This is a genomic window from Paraburkholderia sp. GAS42 (genome assembly GCF_050436565.1).
Taxonomy (GTDB): Bacteria; Pseudomonadota; Gammaproteobacteria; order Burkholderiales; family Burkholderiaceae; genus Paraburkholderia.
The window spans coordinates 46911-64479 of the sequence record NZ_JBNDML010000020.1; the positions used below are offsets into that span (position 1 = coordinate 46911).

Below are 17569 nucleotides of genomic sequence, written 5' to 3' on the forward strand. Positions count from 1 at the left end.
CTCCAGCTGTTCTGTTTTTCTCTCCTGTTTTCCACGGTTTTCTCTATCGCGTCGTTAGCGAAATACAATGAAGCGGCAGCGCGTCGTCGCGTCTTTCCGATTCGCCTTTGTGCGTCATCGTTGCTGATACAATTTCCGGATGACCTATCAAGTTCTCGCACGCAAGTGGCGGCCGAAGGATTTCGCGTCGCTCGTCGGACAGGAGCACGTGGTGCGCGCGCTCACGCACGCGCTCGACGGCGGGCGTCTTCACCACGCCTATCTGTTTACCGGAACCCGCGGCGTCGGCAAGACGACGCTGTCGCGCATCTTCGCCAAGGCGCTCAACTGCGAAACCGGTGTGACTGCCACGCCGTGTGGCGTCTGCCGTGCGTGCCGCGAGATCGACGAGGGCCGCTTCGTCGATTATGTCGAGATGGACGCGGCGAGTAATCGCGGCGTCGACGAAATGGCGGCGCTGCTCGAGCGCGCTGTGTACGCGCCGGTCGATGCGCGCTTCAAGGTCTACATGATCGACGAAGTGCACATGCTCACGAACCACGCCTTCAACGCGATGTTGAAGACGCTGGAAGAGCCGCCTTCGCACGTCAAATTTATCCTTGCTACGACCGATCCCCAGAAGATTCCTGTGACGGTGCTGTCGCGCTGTCTGCAGTTCAATCTGAAGCAGATGCCGGCCGGACACATCGTGTCGCATCTCGAGCGGATTCTCGGCGAAGAAAAGATTCCGTCTGAAGCGCAGGCGCTGCGCCTGCTTGCACGCGCGGCCGATGGCTCGATGCGCGACGCGCTTTCATTGACCGATCAGGCGATCGCCTATTCGGCCAATCAGGTCACCGAGGAAGCCGTACGCGGCATGCTCGGCGCACTCGACCAGAGCTATCTGATTCGTCTCCTCGATGCACTCGCAGCGGGCGATGGTGTGGGCGTGCTCGCGGTCGCCGATGAAATGGCGCTGCGCAGCCTGTCGTTTTCGACGGCGCTGCAGGATCTGGCGAGTCTGCTGCACCGGGTGGGCTGGGCGCAGTTTGCGCCGTCGTCGGTACTGGACGAATGGCCGGAAGCGGGCGATATCCGCCGCTTCGCCGATACGCTGAGCCCGGAGCAGGTCCAGCTTTTCTATCAGATCGCGACGGTGGGGCGAAACGAACTCGGTCTCGCGCCCGACGAATACGCCGGTTTCACCATGACGCTGTTGCGGATGCTGGCGTTCGAGCCCGCGCCCAATGGTGGCGGCGGAGGCGGTGTGGCGCCTGCTTCGCGGTCGGCTGCGGCCGGTGCCGCGTCGGGCTCGCGTGCTGCGGCGCCGGCGGTTGCGGCCCAGCAGGGCGTCGCTGCGAATGCTGTGCGTACGGCTGCTGACGCAGTGGCGCCAGGTGCTGCCGCTTCGTCACGCCCGGTCGCGCCAGAGCGTCGCGAACCGGCGAAGATCGAACCTGACGTCAGCGCGCGACCGGCAGTGCGTGTCGAAGATTCCATACCGGCTGCGCCGAAGGCATCGTTGCCGGCGTCGGGGACCGCAAGTGTCGTCGCCACGCCGGATGCGTCGTCATCTGTACCGGCGGTTGCCGACGGGGTGCCGGCTCAGGGAGCGGCGTCGGGCGAACAGGCCGGCGATGCCGCCGGGGCGCAGTCCGCGCCAGCCGACGTCGGCGATGAGGCCGGCAGCGTCACGCTGAAGCAGGATTCGCGCGAGGAAACGCGCGTTGCGGCGTCGTCAATCCCGGTTGATCAAGCCGATGCCTCAAGCGCCGGAATTGCGGCAACGCCCGCGACGGCTGCGCATCAGGACAGCGACGGCTCGCCCGTTGCCCCATCTCCGGCACCTGCGTCTGAAATCACTGGTACCGCCTCCACGTTGACCTCGAACGCCGGGGAAAACGAAAACGCCCGTCCGCCAGATACGCCGACGCAACAGCAGGCGCCTGCAGCCGCACCGCGTCGCGCCGGCGGCGCGAGCGCGGCGCTCGACGTGCTGCGCAGCGCGGGCCTGAAGGTGTCGTCCGACCGTGGCCGCACCGCCGCGCCAGCCGCACCGGCGCCCGCGCCGAAGCCCGCCGCGCCGCGTGTCAACGTCCCGGTGCCGACGCCAGGCGCACCGCGCCGCGCGCAGGAAGCCGCACCCGCACGCGTAGAGCCGCAGCAACAGCCACGCGGCAATGACACGCAGAGCGGTTCGTCCGTCCCGCCGTGGGACGACATTCCGCCGGACGATTACATGCCGGTCGCGTCGGACGAAGCGTATTTTGGGCCGCCCGACGACAACTACATGCCGGTCTTCGACAGCGGCCCCGACGACGTCCGTCTGACGCCCGTGGCGAAAGAGCCCGCGCCGGTCGTCGATACGCGTCCGCTACCGCCGGCCATTCCGCTCGATGCAATTGGCTTCGAAGGCGACTGGCCCGCGCTCGCAGCCGGCCTGCCGCTGAAGGGCATTTCGTATCAACTGGCGTTCAACAGCGAACTGATGTCGCTCGACGGCACGACGCTCAAGCTGAACGTTCCGGTGCCGCAATACGCGGACGCTGCGCAGGTCGCCAGGTTGAAAACAGCGCTGGCCGAGCGGCTCGGTAAAGCGATCGACGTGCAGGTTGAAGTGGGCCCGGCGCGCCGCACGGCCGCCGCGCTCGACGCCGCCGCACGCGCGCAGCGTCAGCAGGACGCCGAGCGCGAGATCCGTCAGGACCCGTTTGTGCAATCGCTGATCCGCGATTTCGGCGCGAGCATCGTGCCGGATTCGATCCGGCCGATCGCGCCCGATGCCGGGCAGGGCGCTGCCGGCAGCGCGTCCGCCCCGCATTAAACCAGACGCATCGAACACACTCGAATACTCCATAAGGCGCCGGATCACGAAAAACCCGTCGCCAGTTCCCTGAATTTCAAACGATCACGAAGGAGCATGCCATGATGAAAGGTCAACTCGCCGGGCTGATGAAACAAGCCCAGCAGATGCAGGAAAACATGAAGAAGATGCAGGAGCAGCTTGCCCTGATCGAAGTCGAGGGACAGTCGGGTGCAGGTCTCGTCAAGGTGACGATGACGTGCAAGAACGACGTGCGCCGCGTGTCGATCGACCCAAGCCTGCTCGCCGACGACAAGGACATGCTCGAAGACCTCGTCGCCGCCGCGTTCAACGACGCGGTCCGCAAGGCCGAAGCCACCGCGCAGGAGAAGATGGGTGGCATGACGTCGGGTCTGCCGTTGCCGCCGGGATTCAAGCTGCCGTTCTGATCGTGCCGCGCCAGCACGGCGCACAGCACGATCGGTACGATCAGCACCCGCAGCACTTTCGTTTCACCCCTTTCGACGACGCCGATTTCGCATGAAACAACCTTCCGCCCTGTCGGCGCTCGTCGAAGCGCTGCGCGCGCTACCCGGAGTCGGGCCGAAGTCCGCGCAACGCATGGCGTATCACCTGATGCAGCACGATCGCGACGGCGCCGAAAAGCTCGGCCGCTCGCTGCTGTTCGCGACCGAACATCTCCAGCACTGCGAGAAGTGCAACACGTTCACCGAGGCGCAGATCTGCGAGGTCTGTCTCGATGAAGCGCGCGATCCTACGTTGCTGTGCGTCGTCGAGACGCCCGCCGACCAGATCATGCTCGAACAGACGATGACGTATCGCGGCCTCTATTTCGTGCTGATGGGGCGGCTCAGTCCACTCGACGGTATCGGCCCGAAGGAGATCCACTTCGACCGGCTGGTGAGGCGCGCGTCGGATGGCATCGTCAAGGAAGTCGTGCTCGCAACCAATTTCACCAATGAAGGCGAAGCGACCGCGCATTACCTCGGCCAGACGCTGAAGGCGCGCGGCCTGTCCGTGACGCGTCTTGCGCGCGGCGTGCCGGTCGGCGGTGAACTCGAATACGTGGACGCAGGCACCATCGCCCGCGCGATGCTCGACCGGCGTTCGATGTAGCACGGCGTTTGCCGCACAACGCGAACGTCAGGAGCGAACACCTGCCGCAGACCCAGCAATACAGAAGGAGACACATGAGCGTAACCACTGGCCCGCTCGCGGGCGTCAAGGTGCTCGAACTCGGCACGCTGATCGCAGGTCCGTTTGCGGCCCGTTTCATGGGCGAGTTCGGCGCGGACGTCATCAAGATCGAAGACCCCAAGGGCGGCGATCCGCTGCGCAAGTGGCGCAAGCTCTATCCGGAAGTGGGCGGCACATCGCTGTGGTGGGCCGTGCAGGCGCGCAACAAGAAGTCGGTGACGATCAATCTCAAGGCCGAAGAGGGCAAGGAAATCGTCCGGCGTCTCGCGAAGGAAGCCGATATCGTCATCGAAAATTTCCGGCCGGGGCTGCTCGAAAAGCTCGGGCTCGGTTATGACGTGCTGTCGGCGGAAAATCCTGGTCTTGTGATGGTTCGGCTTTCGGGTTACGGCCAGACCGGGCCGTATCGCGACCGTCCGGGTTTCGGCGCGATCGCTGAATCAATGGGCGGGTTGCGTCATATCACGGGTTATCCCGATCTGCCGCCGCCACGCATCGGCATTTCGATCGGCGATTCGATCGCGGCGCTGCACGGCGTGATCGGTGCATTGATGGCGCTGCATCACAAGCAGGTGAACGGCGGCAAAGGGCAGGTCGTCGACGTCGCGCTGTACGAAGCCGTCTTCAACATGATGGAAAGCGTCGTGCCGGAATACGGCGTGTACGGCATGGTCCGCGAGCGCACCGGCGCATCGCTGCCGGGCATCGTGCCGTCGAATACCTATCCGTGTCGTGACGGCAGCATCGTAATCGGCGGCAATAGCGATCCGATCTTCAAGCGCCTGATGATCGCGATCGATCGTGAAGACCTCGCGAACGATCCGGGCCTCGCGCAGAACGACGGCCGCGTGCCGCGCACGCAGGAAATCGACGGCGCAATTGCCGCGTGGCTGTCCACGCGCACGATCGACGAGGCGCTCGCGGTGCTGAACGCCGCCGATGTGCCGGTCGGCCGCATCTTCAGCGTCGCCGACATGTTCACCGATCCACAGTTTCTCGCGCGCCAGATGATCCAGCGCTTCAAATGGCAGGACGACGTCGAGATCACGCTGCCTGGCGTCACGCCGAAGCTCTCGGAAACGCCGGGCGAAACGCGATGGCTGGGCCCGGAACTGGGTGAACATACCGATGAAGTCCTTCATTCGCTAGGTTATGATGCAGACCACATTGCCCGGCTGCATGCGGAACAGATCGTCTGAGTTGGGCTGATTCGAGCCGACGCGTATGCACGCCAGGCGAAGGAAGAAAGCAACACACAGCGGACCGGCATAAGGTCCGCAAGAACCCGGCACACGGGGCCGGGTGCAAAAAAACACAACTAGAACGGAGACTCCAGGATGCAACGCAGAACGTTCCTGACCGGCTCGGCCGCATTCGCTGGCGCCGCGCTCGCCGGCACATCGCCTGCCTTCGCGCAGGGCAAACCTGAAACGACGAAGGTGTCGATCGCCGTCGGCGGCAAGAACCTGTTCTATTACCTGCCGCTCACCATCGCGGAGCGTCGCAACTACTTCAAGGACGAAGGCCTCGACATCGAAATCTCCGATTTCGCGGGCGGCTCGCAGGCGTTGAAGGCCGCGGTCGGCGGGAGCGCGGATGTGGTGTCCGGTGCGTTCGAACACACGCTGTTGTTGCAGGCGAAAAGCCAGATGTTCCGCGAGTTCGTTCTGCAAGGGCGCGCGCCGCAGATCGTGCTCGCCGTGTCGAAGAAAGCGATGCCTGACTACAAGACCATCGCCGATCTCAAAGGCAAGAAAATCGGCGTGACCGCGCCGGGCTCATCGACGTCGATCATGGCGAGCTTCGTGCTCGCGAAAGCCGGCCTGACGGCGAAGGACGTGTCGTTCATCGGTGTGGGCGCGGGCGCAGGCGCGATCTCGGCGTTGCAGTCTGGTCAGATCGATGCAATCGCCAATCTCGATCCGGTGATGACGAAGCTCGAACGCTCGGGCGATATCCGCGTGGTGTCCGATACGCGCACGCTCAACGACACGCGGACGGTGTTCGGCGGCAACATGCCGGCGGGCTGCCTGTACGCGTCGCAAAGCTTCATCACGAAGAATCCGGGCACGACGCAGGCGCTGACCAACGCGATGGTCCGCGCGCTGAAGTGGCTGCAGACGGCGACAGGCAGCGAGCTGATCAACACCGTGCCCGAAGTGTATCTGCTCGGTGACCGCGCGCTGTATCTCGATGCGTGGCAGCACGTGAAAGAGGCCATGTCGCCGGATGGTCTGATGCCGGCCGACGGCCCCGCGACGTCGCTGAAAACACTGCAGACGTTTGACGACACGATCAAGGGCAAGCCGATCGATCTGTCGAAGACGTGGACCAACGACTTCGTCAAGAAGGCGCTCACGACTGTCAAGGCGTAGCACTGTCGCGCGTGCGTGACGAGGCGGGCGTCTTCAACGGAAGCTCGCCGCCCGCACGATTCTCAACGTATTCGAAGAAGCGAGTCGAACGATGACCGTTGCCGCACTGGCGCTCGAAAACATCACCTGCACGTTCGCTGCGCGCGACGACCGTTCGCAGCGTTACACCGCCGTCAAGGACACGACGCTGCGTATCGCGCCGGGCGAATTCGTGTCGGTCGTCGGGCCGACGGGTTGTGGCAAGTCGACGTTGCTGAACGTGGGCGCCGGCCTGCTCGAACCCTCGTCGGGTGAGGTGACGGTGTTCGGTGAACCGCTCAAGGGCATCAACCGTCGCGCCGGCTACATGTTCCAGGCCGATGCGCTGATGCCGTGGCGCTCCGCAATCGACAACGTCATGGCGGGCCTGACGTTCCACAACGTTCCACTCAACGAAGCGCGCAGCCGCGCCGATGAATGGCTGAAGCGCGTCGGTCTCGGCGGCTTTGGCGACCGCTATCCGCATCAGCTGTCGGGCGGGATGAGAAAGCGCGTCGCGATGGCGCAGACGCTGATTCTCGATCCCGACATCATCCTGATGGACGAGCCGTTCTCCGCGCTCGATATCCAGACGCGCCAGTTGATGGAAAACGAACTGCTCGACCTGTGGGCCGCGAAGCGCAAAGCCGTGCTCTTCATCACGCACGATCTCGACGAAGCGATTGCGATGTCGGATCGCGTCGTCGTGCTTTCGGCGGGGCCGGGCACGCGGCCGATCGGCGAATTCACGATTGATCTGCCACGTCCGCGCGATGTCGCTGAAATCCGCACGCATCCACGTTTCGTCGAACTGCATGCGCAGATCTGGAGCGTGCTGCGCGATGAAGTACTGAAGGGCTATCAGCAGCAACTGACGGCCGCCTGAGCGCGGCTTCCCACCGACTGACAACTACGATCAGGGCAAAGAAAAGACATGTGGAAGCGTGTGCGTCCGAATCGCGCCAACCTGGTGATCTGGCAGTGGCTGCTACTCGTGCTGAGCTTTCTGCTCTGGTACGCGCTGACGAGTCCGACGCTGTTGCCCGCGTTCTATTTCGACGATCCGAACAAGGCGGCGTTCTTCTTCGGCGAACCGCAGAAGGTGCTTGTGCGGATCTGGGAGTGGTTCTCGAGCGGGGAGATCTATCTGCATCTGTGGATCACGCTGATCGAGACCGTGCTCGCGTTCGCGTTCGGCACGATCTTCGGCCTGGGTATAGGACTGTGGCTCGCGCTGTCGCCGATGGCGAGCGCGTTGTTCGATCCGTACATCAAGGCCGCGAACTCGATGCCGCGCGTGATTCTTGCGCCGATTTTCGGTGTGTGGTTCGGGCTTGGTATCTGGTCGAAGGTCGCGCTTGGCGTGACGCTGGTGTTCTTCATCGTGTTCTTCAACGTCTATCAGGGCGTGAAGGAAGTGAGTCCGGTCGTGCTCGCCAGCGCGCGCATGCTCGGGGCGAATCGCAAGCGGCTGTTGCGCAATGTCTATCTGCCGAGCGCGATGAGCTGGGTGTTTTCGAGCCTGCATACGGCGGTGGGACTGGCGTTCGTCGGCTCGGTGGTCGGCGAATATCTCGGCTCGGCGCGCGGCGTGGGCTATCTGATCTTGCAGGCCGAAGGCACGTTCGACATCAACACCGTGTTCGCCGGCATTCTTGTGCTGACGGCGTTCGCGCTGATCCTGGATGGGATCGTCGGCGTGGCGGAGCGTCGTCTGATGAAGTGGCAACCGAAGAGTGGTGAAACCGAGAAGCTGTAAAAAGCCTGAGAGAAAGCAGGACAACAAAAAGAAAAACGGCGCGCGATCGACGGATCGACGGATCGCGTGCCGTTTTCGTTTCCGGGCGTTTTCGAACGTAACGCTTCAGGGCGCTTCAGGGCGTGATGACGATCTTCCCGATCACGCGGCGTTCAGCCATGTCACGCAGCGCGCGCGGCGCGTCTTCGAGCGCGTAGCGCGCCGAAATATGCGGACGCAGCTTGCCTGCCTTCATCCAGCCGAGCATCTGCTCGAAGCCTGCGGCATTGTTCTGCGGCTCGCGACGCGCGTAGTCGCCCCAGAACACGCCGACGATGCTCGCGCCTTTCAGCAGCGTCAGGTTGAGCGGCAGCTTCGGAATCTCGCCGTTCGCGAAGCCGACGACCAGGTACCGTCCGCGCCAGCCGATGCTGCGAAACGCCGGTTCGGAATAAATGCCGCCGACAGGGTCGTAGATCACATCCGGGCCCTTGCCATCGGTGAGCGCCTTGATGCGCTCGCGCAGATCGTCGCGGGTGTAGTTGATCGTCGCGTCGGCGCCATGTTCAACGCAGATCGCGAGCTTCTCGTCCGTCGAGGCAGCCGCGATCACGCGCGCGCCGAGCGCCTTGCCGATCTCGACCGCGGCGAGGCCCACGCCGCCTGCCGCGCCCAGCACGAGCAGGGTTTCGCCGGCCTTCAGCTGCGCGCGATCGACGACCGCGTGGTGCGACGTGCCGTACGCCAGCGTGAACGCAGCCGCCACAGCAAAATCGGCATCGTCGGGAAGCGGCACGCAGGCGGAGGCGGGCGCCACCGCCTGCTCGGCGAACGCGCCGGAACCCGTGAACGCGACGATGCGCTGTCCGGGTCTGAAATTCCGCACGTCGGCACCGACCGCGCGCACGATGCCTGCGACTTCCGAACCCGGCGTGAACGGCAGCGGCGGCTTCATCTGATATTTGTTCTCGATGATCAGCACATCCGGAAAATTGACGCTGGCCGCCTTGACGTCGATCACGACCTGATCGGCTTGCGGCTCGAGATCGGGAAGCGTTTCGACGGTCAGGCTTTCCGGCGGGCCATATTGATTACAGCGAATTGCGCGCATCGTGTCTCCTTATCGATTGTGGCTACGCATAATCATCCGAGTGTAAATCAACCCGAACGACCGTGCGATTCCCGTGCGGCCGCGCCGTGTATTGCGCATCGGCCGGAAGGACGTCTGCGTGCCGTGTTTCATCGCATAGTTCCTCGGTTACAATCGCCGCATGCGAATCCTACTCAGTAATGACGATGGTTATCTGGCGCCCGGCCTCGCCGTGCTTTACGACGCGCTGAAGCCGCTCGCCGACGTTACCGTGATGGCGCCGGAGCAGAACTGCAGCGGCGCGTCGAACTCGCTGACGCTGTCGCGGCCGCTTTCGGTGCTGCGCTCGGCGAATGGTTTCTACTACGTCAACGGCACGCCGACCGACTCCGTGCACATCGCGATGACCGGCATGCTGGATCACACGCCGGATCTCGTCGTGTCGGGCATCAACAACGGCCAGAACATGGGCGAAGATACGCTCTATTCGGGCACCGTCGCCGCCGCGACCGAAGGCATCATGTTCGGCGTGCCGGCCATCGCGTTTTCGCTTGTCGACAAAGACTGGGTGCATCTCGAAGACGCCGCGCGCGTCGCTGCGGAAATCGTTGCGCATTATCTCGATCATCCGCTGCCGGGCCATCCGTTGCTGAACGTCAATATTCCGAATCTGCCTTACGACCAGTTGCGCGAATGGCAGGTGACGCGGCTGGGCAAGCGCCATCCGTCGCAGCCGGTGATCCGCCAGAAAAACCCGCGCGGTGAACCGATCTACTGGATCGGCCCGTCCGGCAGCGCGCGCGACGCGAGTGAAGGCACCGATTTTCACGCGGTTGCGAATGGCCATGTCTCGATCACCCCGCTGCAACTCGACCTGACCCACACGCAGATGCTGCCCGCGGCGCGCGACTGGGCGCGCGCCGGGAGCGGCGCTTCATGACCAGCGAGCGCGCAAAGCGCTTTCCGCTCGGTCTCGCCGATCTCGTGCGTGAGCCGCGCCGGTCCGAGGGCCGGCCTGGCGAAACGCGCGTGGTGGCTGGCATCAAGCCGGTGGTCGCGAGCCCTGCTGCAACGAAGCATTCGACCGCAAAGCCCGCGGCAGCGAAGCCCGCGATCGCGAGGCCCTCGATCATTAAACCGGCGAACGCCACGCCCGCGACCGTCAAACCGCTGGCCAGCAAGCCGGCCATCGCCAAACCTGCGACAGCTAAACCCGCGATCGCCAGATCTGCCGCAGTGCACACAGCGATCGTCAAACCGGCGACAGTGAAACCTGCGACCGTCAAACCGGCGGCAGTCAAACACGCGGCCGTCAAACCGGCGCAGTTAAAAGCATCGCCGGTCAAACCGTCTCAGATAAAACTGGCCGCGCCGCGTTCCGAGCGCACCGCAGCACCGAACGTCGCGCTGAACAGCGCAATGGCGCTGACCTCGGAACGCGTTCGCGAGCGGATGGTCGAACGCCTGCGGGCTAACGGCGTGACCGATCAGCGTGTGCTGAAGGCGATGTCGGTTGTGCCGCGCCACATGTTCGTCGATCCCGGTCTCGCGACTCAGGCCTACGAAGATGCGGCGCTGCCGATCGGTCATCACCAGACAATCTCGAAGCCGTCCGTCGTGGCCCGCATGATCGAGCTGGCCGCGGCGGGCCGGCCGCTTGCGAGCGTGCTGGAAATCGGCACTGGCTGCGGCTATCAGGCGGCCGTGCTGAGCCAGGTCGCACGCGATGTCTATTCGATTGAACGTATCAAGCCGCTCTTCGAACGCGCGAAGACCAATCTGCGGCCGTTGCGCATTCCGAACATCCGTCTGCATTACGGCGACGGACGCATCGGTTTGCCGGCCGTCGCGCCGTTCGATGCGATCGTGATTGCCGCCGCCGGTCTCGATGTGCCGCACGCGCTTCTTGAACAGCTTGCGATCGGCGGGCGGCTCGTCGCGCCGGTTGGCTCGCAGGAGGGGCAGTCGCAGGTGCTGACGCTCGTCGAGCGCACCGGGCCCGCGCAGTGGCGCGAGTCGCGGCTTGATCGCGTTTTCTTTGTACCCTTAAAATCCGGAGTGATCTGAAACCGATGAGTATGTTGCGCGCGATGCAAACAACCAGCCTGAACGACTCGACCGTCATGACCGTAGCCCGGCGTAGCGCCTGCGTGGTCGCGCTCTCCCTGTTGACGGCCTGCGCGACGCGCTTTGACGCCGCGCCCGTCGTCGACCGCTCCGGTACGGGCGCGATCGGCACGCAGGCCGGCACCTCGGCGACGCAGCCGGCCGTGCCGCTCGGACCGCCGCCTCCGGGTTACTACCGTGTGAAGCCAGGCGATACGCTGTACCGGATCGCGCTGGAGAACGGCCAGAACTATCGCGACATCGCGAACTGGAACAACCTCACCAACCCGAACCAGATCGAAGTCGACCAGTTGCTGCGCGTCGCGCCTCCGGGTGCGAACGTCGCCGCGCTGACGCCGGGCGTCGCTACGTCGCCGATTGGTGGTGGCGGTGTGCAGGCCACGCCGCTCAACGGCGCGGCACCAGGTACCGCGGGCACCTCAGGTGTGACGACGGGTGTCACCGCCGCGCCGCCGGTCTACGGCTCGGGCCTGACGGCCACGACGCCGCCGGTCGCGACGCCGCAAGCGAGCGCAAGCGATGCCAACGCTGCCGCGAACGGCAACGTTGCGTTTGCATGGCCGGTGCGCGGTCCGATCCTCGGCACCTTCGACGATTCGAAGAACAAAGGCGTGAATATTGGCGGTGCGGCGGGCGATGCGGTAAAGGCTTCGGCAGACGGTCGTGTCGTTTATGCTGGAAATGGGCTGCGCGGATACGGCAATCTCATTATCATCAAGCATGACGCGACTTATCTCACCGCATATGCACATAACCGTGCTTTGATGGTAAAAGAGGGTGACGCTGTATCCCGAGGGCAGAAGATTGCCGAGATGGGCAACAGCGATTCGGACCGCGTGATGTTGCATTTCGAAGTTCGCCGGCAGGGCAAGCCTGTCGACCCACTGAAGTATTTGCCGCCGCAATAAGCGATACGACCATGCCGAAATCGAAGCGCCGCCCGCAGCAAGCCGGAACTGAGACAGTCAGCCGTGCCACGCCTGTTTCGGTGGAGGAAGGCGGCGCTGTGAACGACGAAGACAGCGCGGACGAAATCGACAACGCCGCCGACCTTGACGAACGTCAGGCCGGCGCCGAAGAGGCCGGCGATGCGCGCGAGGGCGCAAACGATTCCGTGCCCGACGCGGACGACTTTCGCGCGCTGCTTCAGGCGGAACTCACCGCCGACACCATCCAGCATTACCTCAACCGCATCAGCGTCAAGCCGCTCTTGACTGTCGAGGAAGAGCAGCGTTATTCGCGGCTCGCCAAGGCCGGCGAATTCGAGGCGCGGCAGGTGATGATCGAGCGCAACCTGCGGCTCGTCGTCAGTATTGCCAAGGGCTATCTGAATCGAGGCGTGCCGCTGCTCGATCTGATCGAGGAAGGCAATCTCGGCCTGATGCACGCGATCGAAAAATTCGATCCGACGCGCGGCTTCCGCTTTTCGACCTACGCCACGTGGTGGATCCGCCAGAGCATCGAGCGCGCGATCATGAACCAGGCGCGTACCGTGCGGCTGCCGGTTCACGTGATCCGCGAACTGAACCAGGTGCTGCGCGCGAAGCGCCATCTGGAAAAGAATTCGATGAATGCCGGCGCAGCGGCGGACCGCCGTGACGCCAGCATCGACGACATCGCCTATCTGACCGGCAAAACCACCGACGAAGTCACTGACATCCTCGCGCTGAACGAGCACACGGCATCGCTCGACGCGCCGCTCGATCTCGATCCGGCAAGCAGCCTGCTCGACCTGTTGTCCGACGACCAGAGCCAGTCGCCGGATGCCGAGGTGCAGCACCGCGAGCTGGAAACGCTGACACGGGCGTGGCTCGCGCGGCTGTCGGACAAGCACCGTCATGTGATCGAGCGCCGCTTCGGCCTGAATCACATCGAGCCGGCCACGCTGGAAGAACTCGCCGACGAAATGGGCCTGACCCGCGAACGCGTGCGCCAGATCCAGCAGGAAGCGCTGGTGCGCCTGAAGCGGTTCTTCGCCTCTAACGGTGTTCGCAAGGACGCCGTCTTATAACCTGATGACACCCATTCTTGTTTTCGACATCGAGACGATTCCCGATGTCGCCGGCATTCGCCGTCTCGAAGGACTCCCCGCCACGCTGACCGACGACGAAGTCGCCGAACACGCCTTCGCCGCGCGTCGCGAGAAGACGGGCAGCGATTTCCTGCCGCACCATCTGCAGCGCATTGCGGCAATTTCGTGTGTGTTTCGTGACAACGCGGGGTTTCGCGTGCGCTCGCTCGGTACGCTGGCCGACGGCGAGCCGGCGCTGATCCAGTCGTTCTATCGGGTGATCGAGAAGTACACGCCGCAACTGGTGTCATGGAACGGCGGCGGGTTCGACCTGCCGGTGCTTAACTACCGGGCACTCGTCAACGGCATTCCGGCGTCGCGCTTCTGGGATCTCGGCGAGGACGATCGCGATTTCAAGTGGAATAACTACATCAGCCGCTATCACGCACGTCACACCGATCTGATGGACGTGCTCGCGATGTATCAGGCGCGCGCCAATGCGCCGCTGGATGCGCTCGCGAAGATGTGCGGCTTTCCCGGCAAGCTCGGGATGGACGGCGGCCAGGTGTGGCACGCGTTCCAGCAGGGGCGCATCGAGGAAATCCGCAATTATTGCGAGACGGACGTCGTCAACACGTATCTGCTGTATTGCCGGTTCCAGTTGCTGCGCGGTGGCTTTTCAGCCGCGGAGTACGAGGACGAAATCAATCTCGTCAAAAACGCGCTCGCGCAGGAACCGGCGGCGCATTGGGCTGAGTACCTGGCGGCGTTTGGGTAGAAGGTGGCGCACGAACGCATCCTTAATCCAGTTCAAGCACGATCGGCTGGTGGTCCGATGCGCGCGTCGCGCCGTCGATCTCACAGCTGCGCAGACGGCCGCTCAGATCTTCCGTCGCGAACACGAAATCGCAGGTTAGCGGACCGTTCTTCCACTGCACCGTGTCGTAGACGCCGGCAGTCGGCGGCGGCGTGGCGCCGGGATGCAGTGTCGTCCAGCTGTCGATGAACGCCGGGCTGCCCGGCAGCGGCTCCAGCATCCGCTGATACGCCTCGCTCTCGAACGCACTGTTGAAGTCGCCGCAGACGAGTGCGCTGACCGGCCGTCCACTCGCACTGAACGGGCCGATGGCGCCTTCGGCCGCCGCCGGGTGCTTCGCGTGGTCGACGGCTTCCAGCTGAAGCCGCCGCAGTTCGTCGACCTGCGCGAGCCGTTGCGGCAACGAGTAAAACTCCAGGTGCGTTACCAGCACGCGGACTGCGCCGCCCGGCGCGTCCAGCACGGCTTCGAGCGCGACGCGCTGCATCGACGGCGCGGCCGGATCGGCTGGCCACGGTAACGTGTGGTGGATCACACGCTCGACCGGCAGCCGCGTAACCAGCGCGTTGCCGAACTGGCGACGCCGCGATGCGCCTGACGCGCCGGCCGCGTCTGTCGCCTTCAGCGCACCCGATGTACCCGAAACACCCGAAGGCACCGCTGGCAAATCAGCGCCGATCGCTTCCAGCACCGCATACCCGGGCAACAGGCGAGCGAGCTCGGCAAACTGGTCGTCGCCCGGATGCCCGGCCAGCGCGCTGAAGCCGCGCGTGATTTCCTGCAGGCACAGTACGTCGAAATCGGCAAGACGGCGCGCCTCATCGAGTGTATGCGCGAGGTCGACCTTGCCGTCCGCGCTGCGTCCCCATTGCACATTCCAGTTGATCAGCCACATTGTCAAATCTCCGGTGCAGGTTGCGGTTCGTCTACAATCTCGCCTTTCCCCACAAGTCTGTCAGGAAGCCGCAGGTGTCTCGAACTGCCCATCATCGCTCGCGTAGAAACCGCTTCGCGTCCGCGTCCGCCAGAACGGCCGCAGGTGACGTGCCTGTTATTGCCCCCATTCTCGAAATCGACTCGCTCGACATGGAAGCGCGCGGCGTCGGCCGTACGGTCAATGAAGACGGCGAGCCGGGGAAGGTCATTTTTGTCGAAGGCGCACTGCCAGGCGAGCGTGTCACCTATTTGAGTTACCGGAAGAAGCCAAAGTTCGAGCAGGCAACGGTCGTCGACGTGCTGCGCGAAAGCGTGATCCGCACGAAACCGCAGTGCCAGTTTTTCGGCACGTGCGGCGGCTGCTCGATGCAGCATCTGGATATCCGCGCGCAGATCGCCGTCAAGCAGCGTGTGCTCGAAGACAATCTCCTGCATCTCGCGAAGCTGCGCCCCGAAACGGTGTTCCGGCCGATTCACGGGCCGTCGTGGGGCTATCGGTATCGTGCGCGTCTCACCGTGCGGGACATCGAGAAGAAGGGCGGCGTGCTGGTCGGCTTCCACGAAAAGAAGAGCAGCTTCGTGGCCGACATGACGAGCTGCGAAGTGCTGCCGCCGCATGCGTCGGCGATGCTGGTGCCGATGCGTCGTCTGGTCGAAGCGCTGTCCATCCGCGATCGCATGCCGCAGATCGAACTCGCGGTGGGCGAGTCGGTGACGGCGCTTGTGCTGCGCGTGCTGGAGCCGATCAACGCCGCCGACGAACAGCTGCTGCGCGATTTCGCCGACGCACACAACGTGCAGTTCTGGCTGCAGCCGAAGGGACCGGACTCGGTCGCGCCGTTCTACCCGCTCGACGCACAGCTTGACTACACGCTGCCGGAATACAACATCCGGATGCCGTTCAAGCCGACCGATTTCACGCAGGTGAACCACCAGATCAACCGCGTGCTGGTGAGCCGCGCGCTGCGTCTGCTCGCGCCGTCCGCCACGGATCGCGTGCTCGATCTCTTTTGCGGCATCGGCAACTTCACGCTGCCACTCGCACGGATCGCGAAGGAAGTGGTCGGCATCGAAGGCAGCGATGCGCTGACGACACGCGCGCTGGCCAACGCCGAAGAAAATGGCGTCGCGGGTCACACGTCGTTCGCGTGCCGCAACCTCTTCGAAGTCACCGCCGACGATATGCGCGCGCTCGGTCACTTCGACAAGTTCCTGATCGATCCGCCGCGCGAAGGCGCGCTGGCTGTAGCGAAGGCGCTGGCTGAGATCGCGCAGAGCGGCGATGGGCCGTTGCCGAAGCGCATGGTCTACGTGTCGTGCAATCCGGCGACGCTCGCGCGCGATGCGGGTCTGCTGGTTCACGAAGCGGGCTATCGTCTGAAGGGCGCGGGCGTGGTGAACATGTTCCCGCACACGTCGCATGTCGAATCGATCGCGCTGTTCGAGCGGGATTGAGGTAGTGGCGTTGAGGCGGCACTGGGCGATGCGATTTGCATTGCTGCCGAAGTAAACGCGCGCAGATCCAGACGCCACAAACAAAAACGCCACGGACAACCGTGGCGTTTTTGTTTGACCCGAGCCGACGAGGCTCAGGCCGTGATCAACGGTAAAGACCCGTTTAGAACTGCCACCAGGACTTTGCCGCGCCTGGACGCGCATGCCCCGTGACATACGGGCTGTCCGGGAACGTGCCGGCCAGCACGCGCTTCGTATCGTCGGCCAGTTGCGGCTGGTCGAGCTTCTGATACGACAGCATCATGATGTGCAGCGCGTCTTCGATTGCCGGCGCGTTCTTGTATTCCTTGATCGCGAGCTGCGCGCGGTTGATCGCCGCCACATACGCGCCACGACGATAGTAGTAGTCCGCCGCGTGCACTTCGTGCGAAGCCAGCGCGTTCACGATGTAGCGCATACGTTGTGCGGCATCCGGCGCGTACTTGCTGTCCGGATATTTATCGACGACCACCTTGAACGCGTCATACGACTCGCGCAGCGACTTCGGATCGCGCTCGCTCATGTCCTGACCGGAGAAGCGGCCGAACAGACCCAGATCGTCATTAAAGTGGATCATGCCCTTCAGGTAGTGCGCGTAGGCGATGTCCGGATGATCCGGATGCAACTGGATAAAGCGGTCGATGGCCTGATCGGCATTCGCCGTTTCGCCGTCTTTCCAGCTGCAGTACGCTACATTGATCTGCGCCTGTTGCGCAAAATGGCCGAACGGGTCGCGGCCTTCAAGCTGCTCGAAGTATTTCGCGCACTTGCCCCAGTCGCCGCCGGTCAGCGCGTCCTGCGCCTCCGTATATAATTTGTTGTTGGTCCAGACGGCGGTCTCGTCCGTCTTCTCGGGCAGGCCGTGGCAGGCTGCCACGATTGCGAGCGCCGCTGCACAGGCAACATATCGGGCCGCGCTTTTCGCTTTCTGCATCGCTGCCCGGCTGGTTGATCGTGCCGCTG

General features: G+C 63.9%; 16 protein-coding genes. 13 read left to right on the forward strand and 3 right to left on the reverse strand.

The window, feature by feature from the left end:
- Positions 1 to 139 precede the first annotated feature (139 nt).
- From P3T16_RS26165 to P3T16_RS26195, 7 genes are all read left to right on the forward strand, one after another.
- The gene (locus P3T16_RS26165; protein WP_429344481.1) at positions 140 to 2803 is read left to right on the forward strand and encodes a DNA polymerase III subunit gamma/tau; all 2664 of its coding nucleotides are present in this window, start codon (positions 140 to 142) and stop codon (positions 2801 to 2803) included.
- Positions 2804 to 2904: 101 nt separating this feature from the next.
- The gene (locus P3T16_RS26170) at positions 2905 to 3231 is read left to right on the forward strand and encodes a YbaB/EbfC family nucleoid-associated protein (protein ID WP_007182071.1); all 327 of its coding nucleotides are present in this window, start codon (positions 2905 to 2907) and stop codon (positions 3229 to 3231) included.
- A 91-nt stretch (positions 3232 to 3322) separates the two neighbouring features.
- A complete protein-coding gene (gene recR, locus P3T16_RS26175; protein WP_429256459.1) occupies positions 3323 to 3919 on the forward strand; it encodes a recombination mediator RecR in 597 nt (198 codons plus the stop codon).
- 74 nt (positions 3920 to 3993) lie between these two features.
- A complete protein-coding gene (locus tag P3T16_RS26180) occupies positions 3994 to 5199 on the forward strand; it encodes a CaiB/BaiF CoA transferase family protein (protein ID WP_429256458.1) in 1206 nt (401 codons plus the stop codon).
- Between the two features lie 138 nt (positions 5200 to 5337).
- Complete coding sequence (locus P3T16_RS26185; protein ID WP_429344482.1) at positions 5338 to 6375, forward strand: ABC transporter substrate-binding protein; 1038 nt, start codon at positions 5338 to 5340, stop codon at positions 6373 to 6375.
- Positions 6376 to 6466: 91 nt separating this feature from the next.
- Positions 6467 to 7279: an ABC transporter ATP-binding protein gene (locus P3T16_RS26190; protein ID WP_429344483.1), complete on the forward strand. Its 813-nt coding sequence runs from the start codon at positions 6467 to 6469 to the stop codon at positions 7277 to 7279.
- A 48-nt stretch (positions 7280 to 7327) separates the two neighbouring features.
- Positions 7328 to 8152: an ABC transporter permease gene (locus P3T16_RS26195; protein ID WP_429344484.1), complete on the forward strand. Its 825-nt coding sequence runs from the start codon at positions 7328 to 7330 to the stop codon at positions 8150 to 8152.
- A 115-nt stretch (positions 8153 to 8267) separates the two neighbouring features.
- Here P3T16_RS26195 and P3T16_RS26200 read toward each other — a convergent pair whose 3' ends face one another.
- On the reverse strand, positions 8268 to 9242 hold the full coding sequence (locus P3T16_RS26200; protein WP_429344485.1) for an NADPH:quinone oxidoreductase family protein: 975 nt from the start codon (positions 9240 to 9242) through the stop codon (positions 8268 to 8270).
- Between the two features lie 160 nt (positions 9243 to 9402).
- Between P3T16_RS26200 and surE the strand changes: the two genes are divergently transcribed.
- Genes surE through P3T16_RS26225 form a run of 5 tightly spaced genes read left to right on the forward strand, consistent with a single transcriptional unit; the run spans position 9403 to position 14137 of the window.
- Complete coding sequence (gene surE, locus P3T16_RS26205; protein WP_429256453.1) at positions 9403 to 10161, forward strand: 5'/3'-nucleotidase SurE; 759 nt, start codon at positions 9403 to 9405, stop codon at positions 10159 to 10161.
- The gene (locus P3T16_RS26210; RefSeq protein WP_429344486.1) at positions 10158 to 11288 is read left to right on the forward strand and encodes a protein-L-isoaspartate(D-aspartate) O-methyltransferase; all 1131 of its coding nucleotides are present in this window, start codon (positions 10158 to 10160) and stop codon (positions 11286 to 11288) included. The genes surE and P3T16_RS26210 overlap by 4 nt, the downstream gene beginning before the upstream one ends.
- 5 nt (positions 11289 to 11293) lie before the next feature.
- Positions 11294 to 12256 carry a peptidoglycan DD-metalloendopeptidase family protein gene (locus P3T16_RS26215; protein ID WP_429256451.1) on the forward strand — a complete coding sequence of 321 codons (963 nt, stop codon included), beginning with the start codon at positions 11294 to 11296 and terminating at the stop codon, positions 12254 to 12256.
- Positions 12257 to 12267: 11 nt separating this feature from the next.
- Positions 12268 to 13359, forward strand: a complete 1092-nt coding sequence (gene rpoS, locus P3T16_RS26220) for an RNA polymerase sigma factor RpoS (protein WP_429256450.1) — start codon at positions 12268 to 12270, stop codon at positions 13357 to 13359.
- A 4-nt stretch (positions 13360 to 13363) separates the two neighbouring features.
- Positions 13364 to 14137, forward strand: coding sequence for a 3'-5' exonuclease (locus tag P3T16_RS26225; RefSeq protein WP_429344487.1), 774 nt, complete (start codon positions 13364 to 13366; stop codon positions 14135 to 14137).
- A 22-nt stretch (positions 14138 to 14159) separates the two neighbouring features.
- Here the strand turns inward: P3T16_RS26225 and P3T16_RS26230 are convergent, their stop codons facing one another.
- Complete coding sequence (locus tag P3T16_RS26230; RefSeq protein ID WP_429344488.1) at positions 14160 to 15071, reverse strand: endonuclease/exonuclease/phosphatase family protein; 912 nt, start codon at positions 15069 to 15071, stop codon at positions 14160 to 14162.
- 149 nt (positions 15072 to 15220) lie between these two features.
- Between P3T16_RS26230 and rlmD the strand changes: the two genes are divergently transcribed.
- Complete coding sequence (rlmD, locus tag P3T16_RS26235) at positions 15221 to 16567, forward strand: 23S rRNA (uracil(1939)-C(5))-methyltransferase RlmD (protein WP_429344489.1); 1347 nt, start codon at positions 15221 to 15223, stop codon at positions 16565 to 16567.
- 163 nt (positions 16568 to 16730) lie between these two features.
- On the opposite strand, the gene P3T16_RS26240 is transcribed toward rlmD, so the two are convergent.
- On the reverse strand, positions 16731 to 17540 hold the full coding sequence (locus tag P3T16_RS26240; RefSeq protein ID WP_429256446.1) for an outer membrane protein assembly factor BamD: 810 nt from the start codon (positions 17538 to 17540) through the stop codon (positions 16731 to 16733).
- Positions 17541 to 17569: the final 29 nt, after the last annotated feature.

Bases quoted from the DNA above. Each gene is read 5' to 3' on its own strand.
- P3T16_RS26225 (WP_429344487.1), top strand. From the start codon at position 13,364: ATGACACCCATTCTTGTTTTCGACATCGAGACGATTCCCGATGTCGCC.
- rpoS (WP_429256450.1), top strand. From the start codon at position 12,268: ATGCCGAAATCGAAGCGCCGCCCGCAGCAAGCCGGAACTGAGACAGTC.
- P3T16_RS26230 (WP_429344488.1), bottom strand. From the start codon at position 15,071: ATGTGGCTGATCAACTGGAATGTGCAATGGGGACGCAGCGCGGACGGC.
- recR (WP_429256459.1), top strand. From the start codon at position 3,323: ATGAAACAACCTTCCGCCCTGTCGGCGCTCGTCGAAGCGCTGCGCGCG.
- P3T16_RS26200 (WP_429344485.1), bottom strand. From the start codon at position 9,242: ATGCGCGCAATTCGCTGTAATCAATATGGCCCGCCGGAAAGCCTGACC.
- P3T16_RS26185 (WP_429344482.1), top strand. From the start codon at position 5,338: ATGCAACGCAGAACGTTCCTGACCGGCTCGGCCGCATTCGCTGGCGCC.
- P3T16_RS26190 (WP_429344483.1), top strand. From the start codon at position 6,467: ATGACCGTTGCCGCACTGGCGCTCGAAAACATCACCTGCACGTTCGCT.
- P3T16_RS26215 (WP_429256451.1), top strand. From the start codon at position 11,294: ATGAGTATGTTGCGCGCGATGCAAACAACCAGCCTGAACGACTCGACC.
- P3T16_RS26195 (WP_429344484.1), top strand. From the start codon at position 7,328: ATGTGGAAGCGTGTGCGTCCGAATCGCGCCAACCTGGTGATCTGGCAG.
- P3T16_RS26170 (WP_007182071.1), top strand. From the start codon at position 2,905: ATGATGAAAGGTCAACTCGCCGGGCTGATGAAACAAGCCCAGCAGATG.
- P3T16_RS26210 (WP_429344486.1), top strand. From the start codon at position 10,158: ATGACCAGCGAGCGCGCAAAGCGCTTTCCGCTCGGTCTCGCCGATCTC.
- P3T16_RS26165 (WP_429344481.1), top strand. From the start codon at position 140: ATGACCTATCAAGTTCTCGCACGCAAGTGGCGGCCGAAGGATTTCGCG.
- P3T16_RS26180 (WP_429256458.1), top strand. From the start codon at position 3,994: ATGAGCGTAACCACTGGCCCGCTCGCGGGCGTCAAGGTGCTCGAACTC.
- P3T16_RS26240 (WP_429256446.1), bottom strand. From the start codon at position 17,540: ATGCAGAAAGCGAAAAGCGCGGCCCGATATGTTGCCTGTGCAGCGGCG.
- surE (WP_429256453.1), top strand. From the start codon at position 9,403: ATGCGAATCCTACTCAGTAATGACGATGGTTATCTGGCGCCCGGCCTC.